The following is an 8,521-nucleotide window of genomic DNA, read 5'->3' on the forward strand; positions in this document are numbered from 1 at the left end:
CTATTTCATCCATTTCCATTTGAAATGAAAGTCCTCGATCTCGATGCGGTGCGGGCCTTCGTGCTGGTCGCCGATCTGCGCAGTTTCACGCGCGGCGCGGACGCGCTCGACACGACGCAATCGGCCGTCAGCCTGAAGCTGAAGCGACTGGAGGCGCACCTTGGCAAGCAGTTGCTGGAGCGCACGCCGCGCGTCGTGCGTCTGTCCGCCGATGGCCACGCGTTTCTCGGCGCCGCGCGCGAGTTGCTGAACGCGCACGAGCGCGCGCTCGGCACGCTTTCGGTGGAGCGGCGGCGGCTCGTGCTCGGGCTCAGCGAGCACGTCGCGGGTCCCGATCTGCCGCATCTGCTCGGCCGACTCAACGCGCACGATCCGGGTCTGGTGGTCGAGTTGCATATGGGCACGTCGGCGGCGCTGCTCGCGCAGTTCGACGAACGCCGGCTCGATGCGGCGATCGTCCGCTATGGCGCCGACGAACCGACGCGCGACGACGCGCAGACGCTGTTCAGCGAACCGCTCGGTTGGCTCGCAACGCCGACATGGCTGCCGCGACTCGATGAGCCACTGGCGCTCGCGCTATTGAGCCCGCCATGTAACGTGCGCGACGTCGCGTTGCGCACGCTCACAGCGGCGGGGGTCGCATGGCAGGAGGTGTTTGTGGGTGGTGGTGTCGCGGCGGTGGGCGCGGCCGTGGCCGCCGGGCTCGCCGTGTCCCCGCTCGCGCGCCGGGTTGCGCCGCGCGGTCTGATCGACGTGGGCGCGCGGCTTGGCCTGCCGGCGCTACCGGAATCGCGGGTGACGCTGCATTCGCGCGTGCGCGAGGCCCGCTCGGCTGAAACGCTGCGGCTGCTCGCAAACGGCCTTGCCGCGGCATGACACGACGATTGTTGCCGCACCACGCCGCGCTGCTCGAAGGAGTCTCAGTGGATGATCGGCGGCAGCGAACCACTGCTGGCGGTCGCCGGATTGGGCACGGAGCCCATCGGCGCGATGTCGCTAACGTTTGCGGACGTATCCGGAGAAGCCTGCGCGGCGGGCCTGATCGGATTCGCACGGGAAACCGCCGGCTTGGCCGCGACCTTGTCCACGTGCGGACGCGCGGTGTGAGCTGCCGCGAAATCGGCACGCACGACCTTGCCCTGAGCCGGCTTCGCGTGCGCAACTTGCACATGCGGCTGCGCGTGCTGCGCGGCCCGCGCGGTGACGGTAGCGTGCGACCGGTTCTGGCTCGAGGCGGCGGCTTTCACGGCGCCGCCATGCGCCGCGAGCTTGCCGCCGTGGGCCGCGCCGGCCGATGCGACGTGAGGCACCGCGTGCCGGACACTAGCAGCCTGCTGCGGATGCGCACCGGCCTTGGACTTGACTCCGCTCCGCGGGCCCGCCTTCGCCTTCACCGCCGCGGACTTTTTCCGCGCATGCGCCTGTTTGGTAACGTGTCCGCTCGCCTCCGGCGGATTCCACACTTCCGCATAACCGGCAGCCAACGCCGCCTCCGACACACACCACACGGCCAGCGCCGCTGCCACTACTCGAACCCGCATCTGCTGCTCTCCTGATCGACGACCGCCAAAACGAGCCGGGATTATATTCTCTTGCAAAAATCCATTTATGGACTAATATCATTAAAAAGTACACATAGGGACTTACCCGAAATGGCTCACGCTGCCCGAATTTCCTCGCCCGAGGCATCGCCGCGACGATCGCTTTCGGAACCCACGCTAACGCAGATGTCCGCGGCGGGACTGCGTGCGTTCTTCAACATCGCGCGCGACTGGGACCTGAGCGCCGACGAGCAGATCGTGCTGCTCGGCAAGCCGGGCCGCTCGACGTTCTTCAAGTGGAGGGCGACGCCCGAGACCGCGCGGCTCAGCCATGACACGCTGGAGCGATTGTCGCTGCTGCTTGGCATCTACAAGGCGCTGCAGATTCTGCTGCCGCAGCCGAGCGCCGCCGACACCTGGGTCAAACGTCCCAACAGCGCGCCGCCGTTCGGCGGCAAACGCGCGCTGGACCGCATGCTGGCGGGCAACATCAGCGATCTCGTGGCCGTGCGCCAGTATCTCGACGCAATGCGAGGCGGCTGGGCGTGACACAACCGCAATGGCAGGACCGCTGGACCAGCGCCGCGCTCGACTGGTCGCCCGCGTATCGCGTGATTCCGACGCGCTTCCCGGCCATCAATCTGTTCGACCGCGTCGCGTCGCCGGAAGATTTCGACGCGCTGTACGCGCTCGAAGCGATGACCAACGACCGTCTGCGCACCGAAATCGGCGAACTCGATCTGGTGCCGCGCGAGGAGCGCCGCTTCGGGCCGGGCTACGGGCCGATCATGGCCGCGCTCACGCATCTGAATCCGCTTGGCAGCCGCTTTTCCGACGGCACCTACGGCGTGTTCTATTGCGCGCGGTCACGAGCAACAGCGATCGCCGAAACGCGCTATCACACCGGTCAGTTTCTCAAAGCGACCGCCGAGCCGCCGATGCGTCAGCAGATGCGTCTTTACACGGTAGTCGCGCAAGGCAGCGTGGTCGACTTGCGTCGCGACCCCGAACTCGACGCCACGGTGCTATCGCCCGACGACTACGTTGCCGGGCAGGCGCTCGGGCGCGCGGTGCGGGAGGCGGGTGCGCCAGGCATCGTCTATCCGTCGGTGCGCGACAGCGCCGGCGAATGCCTCGCCGCGTTCCGCACGACGCTGCTGCGCGACTGCCATCACGCGGCATACCTCGAATACAACTGGAACGGCACGAGCGTGGATATGGTGTTCGAGTTGAACCAGGTCGGGTGACCGAAGAGCGGCGAGGCCGCGTGCGGACTTCAGCCGCTCAAGGCAAGGCCAGTTCCGCCGCGCCTTCCGCGCGCGCGGCCTCGACCGAGATCGACCAGCGACGCAGCGCCTGCGGCTGCACGATCGTCAGCGAGCCGTCGGGCCCGAACGCGCCGGTATCGATAAACACCTGCGAGCCGATCTGCGTGATGTCACGCACCGGCGTATGGCCGCAATAGGTCAGCGACAGCCCGCGTTGCCGCAGCGGATCGCCGTTGCCGAGCGCGAGCTCGCGGCCCCACAGCAATTGCTGCCGCGTTTCGGCCGAATAATTGCCCGCGTCGAGATCGGCGTCCGAGCCGAAGAATTCGGCGTGCAGAACGTTGAAGCGTGCCTTGCCGCTGCCGACCACGCGCACGAGCGGCAGCGTGCGCAGATGCTCGGCGTAGTAGCGCAGACGTTCGTCGGGCACATCGGCCGCCCACGCGCCGCCGATGCCGTACCACCACTGCCGCCGCAAGCGGCCGTCGGCGACCGCGCACAGCGCGTCCTCGTGATTGCCGAGCACCGCATAGAACCACGGCTTCGAGAGCAGCGCGAGCGCCTGCTCCGAGTGCTCGCCCCGATCGACCAGATCGCCGACCGAAAACAGCCGGTCGCACGTCGGATCGAACGCGATCTGACGCAGCAGGTAGCGCAACGCATCGACGCAGCCGTGCAGATCGCCGACCACGAAATCGCGGCCGGCCTCGTTGGCGTCGTGATGCTGAACGAAGTTGGCGGGGGTGCTATTCATCTCATCATGATAATGCGGCCGACGCGCCCGCGTATGCGGGCTGCCTATCGTATCCGCACGTTTCATCGAGCAAGAAAGATACCGAACGACGCATATCCAACACTGAACCGGCACATTTGCGGGATGCGTTACCGGAAATACACGTTTTGCGCGAGTCACGCGTGCCGCGCGTCCGAGCCGCCTCGCGTGCTATTGCAGCGTGCGCAGCTTCGCCACCTGGCCGGTCGTGATCGTCGCCTGCGGGTTGCCGAACTGTTTCGTCACGTAGTTGGTGATCGCCGCGATCTGCTCGTCGTCGAGATGGCCGCTGAACGCGGGCATCAGCACGTCCGCGTGCGCAGTCGTGCGATTCACGCCGTGCAGAATCACCAACGCGAGATTGTTCGCGTCGTTCGCGCCGACCGTCGAGTTGTGGATCAGCGACGGATACGCGCCCGGCGCGCTCGCGCCCACTCCTTGCCCGGTCCAGCTGTGACAGGTCGCGCAATTGGCGACGAACAGCTGCGCGCCGTTCACGCCGGTGATCGCGGTGCCGCGCATCGCGGTGACATCGTTGCCGGGATTGCCCCATTGATGACGAGGACGCGCGTCGCCGCCGCTCACGCCCGGCACCGAGCGCAAGAACGCGACGATCGAGCGCAAATCTACCGGCGTCAGATACTGCGTGCTGTTCGCGACCACTTCGCCCATCGGTCCGGCCGCGTTCGCGCGGCCCGGCGCCGCGCCGGTCGACAGATACGACGTGAGTTCGTCGTCGCGCCAGTCGCCGACGCCGCTCAGCTTGTCCGGCGTGATATTGAACGCATGCCAGCCGGCCTGCACCGCACCCGCGAAACGCGCGCTCGATTGCAGCCCCTGCATGAAATTGCGCGGCGTATGGCATTCCTCGCAATGCGCGAGGCCTTCGACCAGATATGCGCCTCGGTTCCATTCGGGGCTCTGTTTCGGGTCCGGCACGAAGCGCCCCTCGGTGAAGTTGAACATGTTCCAGAACACCATCAGCCAGCGCTGATTGAACGGGAACTTGAGGCTGTTCGCGGGCGGCGTGTAGTGAATCGGCGTGAGCGTGTTCAGATAAGCGCGAATCGCGAGCACGTCCTGATCGGTCACGCGCGTGTAGGCCGTGTACGGGAACGCCGGATAGAGCCGCTCGCCGCCTTTGCCGATGCCTTCGTGCATCGCGCGCATGAAATCGGCGTCGCTCCATCGGCCGATGCCGGTGTCGGGATCGGGCGTGATGTTCGGCGTGACGATCGTGCCGAACGGTGTGCTGATCGGCAGGCCGCCCGCGAATGGGCGTGATTTGTCGGCCGTATGACAGGCCGCGCAATCGGCGGCACGGGTCAGGTATTGGCCGCGCTTCACGAGTTCGCCATTCGCGGCGCTGCCGTCGAGCATGGCCGGGCCGCCGTCCGACGCCTGCGCCGCGTCGTCGGCGCGCGCCTGGGTAATCGGCATTTCGTCGGTCGAAACTGCGTCCGGGCCGTGCGACTCGTGCCACGCAATCGACAGCGCGAACAGCGAAAACGCAGCCGCGAGCGCCGCGCCGCCGAAGCGGCGGCGCTGGGTCACGTGCATCGGCGCAGAATCCGGCTGCACGCGAGAGGTGTTCTTCAGCATTGTGGCTCTCCGGTCAGCGCTCAGATTTCGCGCTTCAGCTTGTCGGCCAGCTTCAGCGACAAGGCCGCGATCGTCAGCGTGCAGTTCACCGATGCGGCGGTAGGCATCACGCCGCTGCTTGCGATGAACAGGTTCGCATGATCGTGCGTCCGGCAGTCCGGGTCGACGACCGAACTCGCCGCATCGCTGCCCATGATCGTCGTGCCCATGATGTGATTGTTGGGCGCGAAGCTGTCGTCGAACGAGACTTCGGTGCCGCCGAATAGCGCCGCGATCTTCGCATACTGTTCGTGCGTATCGGCGGCGCTCTTCTTCACGTAGTCGTTGATCGAGTAGTAGATCTCGGGCTGCGGAATGCCGAGCGCATCCTTGTGATCGGCCGACGGCACGATGCGGTTCTGCGGCTCCGGCAGATGCTCGTGAAAGCTGTTGATGCTCAGCGTGCGCGCCGCGCGGTCGCGAATCTGCCGGTCGAGCTCGGCGCCGGTCAGGCCTTTTTCCAGCAAGTCGGCGGTAACGCCCATCGTCGGCACGCCGTTCGACAGATGCAGCTTCTTCGACGCGTAGTCGGAGCGGAACGCGCCGTCGCGGAAGTTGACGATCGACGTCATCTCCATCGGGCCGCGGCCGGGCCACAACGGTTCGTTGGCGAGAAACGTGACGCCGGTGCCCGGATGGTCCATCAGGTTGCGGCCCACCTGATCGGAGCTGTTGCCGACGCCGTGCGGGAATTTGGCGGAGGTCGACATCAGCATCAGCTTCGGCGTTTCGATGCCGTTCGCCGCGAGCACGAACAACTTGCCGCTGACGCGTGTGCTATTGCCATTCGGGTCTTTGTAGTGGACCGCGGTGATGAGCCCTTTGTCGTCCGCTTCGATGCGATAGACGACCGCTTCGGGAATCAGTTTCGCGCCGGCCTGCTCGGCCTTCTCCGCGTGGATCACGCCGTTGTACATCGCGGCGATCGGGCAGATCGGCATGCAGTTGTTGTTGCCGCAGCAGGTGGGCCGCGCATCGTACGGCCGGCTGTTGCGCGCGACCGGTTCGGGCACGACCTTGAAGCCCTGCGCGTTGAGCACGTCGCTGAAACGCTGATCCATGTACGACAGCGGCAACTGCTGCATCGGATAGGGCTTCGAGCGCGGCGACCCGAGATCGATCGAACTATCCGGACCGGACACGCCGAGCTGCACCTCGGCGGCCACGTACCACGGCTCGAGCGTTTCGTACGGATACGGCCAGTCGCGCCCGACGCCATACAGCTTGCGCAACTGGAAGTCCGACGGCAGCAATCGCCACGCGGCCGCCGCCCAGTGCCACGTCGTGCCGCCGACCAGCCGCACGTATTGTGAGTTGTACGGATAGTCGCCCTTCTGGATCAGGTAGTTGTTCGCGGGCGCGTACTCGGGATGCGGCGCATAAGGCGTCGACGGATACGGCGTCGCGAAGTCGGACTTGGCCGGCGAGTTGCGAAAGTTCTCGACGATCTGCCAGCGTGGAATGCGCGGCCCCGCTTCGAGCAGGATTACCGACGCGCCCGCCAGCGCCAGTTGATGCGCAACCAGACTTCCGGCGACGCCCGAACCGACCACGACGATATCGGCGGATTGTGTGTTTGCCATCGTTTCTCTCTTCGGTGCCCTGCCTGTTGCGGGTCTTGTTCGTGCGCTGCTGGCGTGGTCCGCCGGCGAGCCCGCGGCTCACGCGTGCAGCGGCTTGCGCGTCCAGTAGAACGGCACGTCGCGGCAATAGGAGGGAATCGTGAGCACGTCTTGCACGGGCTCGAACATCAGCGCCTTTTCATACGCGATCACCTGGACGTGCGGCATGTCACCGACGAGTCCGAGATACCACGCGCGCATGATCGCGCCGACCGCTTTCGCGAGCGCGGGCTGGTCGGTCTGCAGCGCCTGAGTGACGGTATCGGACGGCACGCCGCCGTGGCTTTGCAGCCACGTGTTCAGCGCGGCGACGTTCTGCGCGAACTGGTTATCGGCACGCGACAGCGCATCGTAGACACGCTGGCCGAGCACGGTGTCGAAACTGCTACGACCGGTGAGATGTTGCGACAGCGCGAGGAAGGCATCGAGTCCACCGCCAGCTGGTGGCGTAGCGGCGAAGCCGGGCGCGATCCACGACAGCGAGCGGCTCCCGCCGGCGAACGCGAGCGCCGCGGCTGCCGCGCACGAACCGAGCACCCAGGCCCTGCGCGAAACGGAAAACGACGGGGACAAACCGGTGAAACGTGTGGCACTGCGATAGGACTTCGCTCCTTGCCGATGCGTCATGTGGGGATGCGCATCGTTATCCTCAGGAACATCTGTCATGGGGGCTCCAGATGATGAGTCGTTCTCGACGAGCGGCACGGGGAAGGCGTGATGCCGTTCGCGTGCCGCTTCGTTTGCTCTTCCCCAAACCTGGTCTGACGCCGCTTCAGCGGTCTCGAATCCGTGCGCGCGATTCACGCGCGCCGCATGTGTGATGTTGCATGCATGAGCGCGACGATTGCTGCCGCTTTCTGCCAATCGCCTTTCAACTGAAAGCGGCGCGCAAGGCCGCTGCGAAAGACTATAGCCTGTGACCCACCATTCGACAATCGGTCCTCGTTGCACGCGTAGAATCCGCGACACCGACTGCCGTACACTTCGTCGTAGATCTCGACTCATGTCCATCAACTACTATCCGCAGGTTCTTCGCAATCGGCCCCGCACGGTGATCGGCCTCGTGATCGGGATCGTCGTAGCGTTCCTCGTGCCCGGTCATACGAGTCCGATGGCGCGCACACTGATCGGCTGGGACGCGGCCATCTGGAGCTACCTGCTGATGATCTGGGTGCACATGGCTCTCGCCGACGAGCACCGCGTGCGCGAATACGCGATACGCGACGACGAAAATGCCGGCGTCGTGCTGGTCGTGATCTGCGTCGCGACGGTCGCAAGCATCGCTGCGATCGTGCTCGAACTCGCGTCGGCCAAAGGCACGGGCGGCGCAACGACCGTCTGGCACTACCTGCTGACCGGTCTGACGCTGATCGGCGCATGGTTTCTGATTCCGACGATCTTCACGCTGCACTACGCACGCCTCTACTACGACACCGATGCGAAAGAGACCGCGTTGCAGTTTCCTGATCACCATCTACTGCCGAACTACTGGGACTTCCTGTACTACTCGTTCACGATCGCGGTCGCATCGCAGACCTCCGACGTGGTGCTGCGCTCGCGCGAAATTCGTCGCGCGACACTCGCGCAATCGGTCCTGTCGTTCTACTTCAACGTCGCGGTGCTCGGCTTGTGCGTGAACATCGCGGCGGGGCTGCTGGGTTCGTGACTGGGCCATTG

General features: G+C 65.6%; 9 protein-coding genes. 4 read left to right on the forward strand and 5 right to left on the reverse strand.

Annotated elements, in window-relative coordinates; genetic code table 11:
- Nucleotides 1-24: 24 nt before the first annotated feature.
- On the forward strand, nucleotides 25-876 hold the full coding sequence (locus tag GCT19_RS17795; RefSeq protein WP_152852650.1) for a LysR family transcriptional regulator: 852 nt from the start codon (nucleotides 25-27) through the stop codon (nucleotides 874-876).
- Between the two features lie 44 nt (nucleotides 877-920).
- Here GCT19_RS17795 and GCT19_RS17800 read toward each other — a convergent pair whose 3' ends face one another.
- Entirely contained in the window at nucleotides 921-1,541 is a 621-nt protein-coding gene (locus GCT19_RS17800) for a hypothetical protein (RefSeq protein ID WP_152852651.1), read from the reverse strand.
- 186 nt (nucleotides 1,542-1,727) lie between these two features.
- On the opposite strand from GCT19_RS17800, the gene GCT19_RS17805 reads away from it, so the two are divergent.
- Together GCT19_RS17805 and GCT19_RS17810 are read left to right on the forward strand one after the other, a co-directional pair.
- A complete protein-coding gene (locus GCT19_RS17805) occupies nucleotides 1,728-2,090 on the forward strand; it encodes an MbcA/ParS/Xre antitoxin family protein (protein WP_018424156.1) in 363 nt (120 codons plus the stop codon).
- On the forward strand, nucleotides 2,087-2,788 hold the full coding sequence (locus GCT19_RS17810) for an RES family NAD+ phosphorylase (protein ID WP_321576820.1): 702 nt from the start codon (nucleotides 2,087-2,089) through the stop codon (nucleotides 2,786-2,788). The genes GCT19_RS17805 and GCT19_RS17810 overlap by 4 nt, the downstream gene beginning before the upstream one ends.
- 37 nt (nucleotides 2,789-2,825) lie before the next feature.
- Here the strand turns inward: GCT19_RS17810 and GCT19_RS17815 are convergent, their stop codons facing one another.
- The 4 genes from GCT19_RS17815 to GCT19_RS17830 form a co-directional block, all read right to left on the reverse strand.
- Nucleotides 2,826-3,563, reverse strand: coding sequence for a metallophosphoesterase (locus GCT19_RS17815; RefSeq protein WP_018433924.1), 738 nt, complete (start codon nucleotides 3,561-3,563; stop codon nucleotides 2,826-2,828).
- A 189-nt stretch (nucleotides 3,564-3,752) separates the two neighbouring features.
- Nucleotides 3,753-5,183 carry a cytochrome c gene (locus GCT19_RS17820; RefSeq protein ID WP_152852654.1) on the reverse strand — a complete coding sequence of 477 codons (1,431 nt, stop codon included), beginning with the start codon at nucleotides 5,181-5,183 and terminating at the stop codon, nucleotides 3,753-3,755.
- 20 nt (nucleotides 5,184-5,203) lie between these two features.
- Complete coding sequence (locus GCT19_RS17825; protein WP_152852655.1) at nucleotides 5,204-6,805, reverse strand: GMC family oxidoreductase; 1,602 nt, start codon at nucleotides 6,803-6,805, stop codon at nucleotides 5,204-5,206.
- Nucleotides 6,806-6,883: 78 nt separating this feature from the next.
- Nucleotides 6,884-7,510: a sugar dehydrogenase complex small subunit gene (locus GCT19_RS17830; RefSeq protein ID WP_026228389.1), complete on the reverse strand. Its 627-nt coding sequence runs from the start codon at nucleotides 7,508-7,510 to the stop codon at nucleotides 6,884-6,886.
- Between the two features lie 337 nt (nucleotides 7,511-7,847).
- Here GCT19_RS17830 and GCT19_RS17835 point away from each other — a divergent pair, with 337 nt between their 5' ends.
- The gene (locus GCT19_RS17835) at nucleotides 7,848-8,510 is read left to right on the forward strand and encodes a DUF1345 domain-containing protein (protein WP_018433929.1); all 663 of its coding nucleotides are present in this window, start codon (nucleotides 7,848-7,850) and stop codon (nucleotides 8,508-8,510) included.
- Nucleotides 8,511-8,521: the final 11 nt, after the last annotated feature.

It is taken from the genome of Paraburkholderia atlantica, from assembly GCF_009362785.1.
In the GTDB taxonomy this organism is placed as follows: domain Bacteria; phylum Pseudomonadota; class Gammaproteobacteria; order Burkholderiales; family Burkholderiaceae; genus Paraburkholderia; species Paraburkholderia atlantica.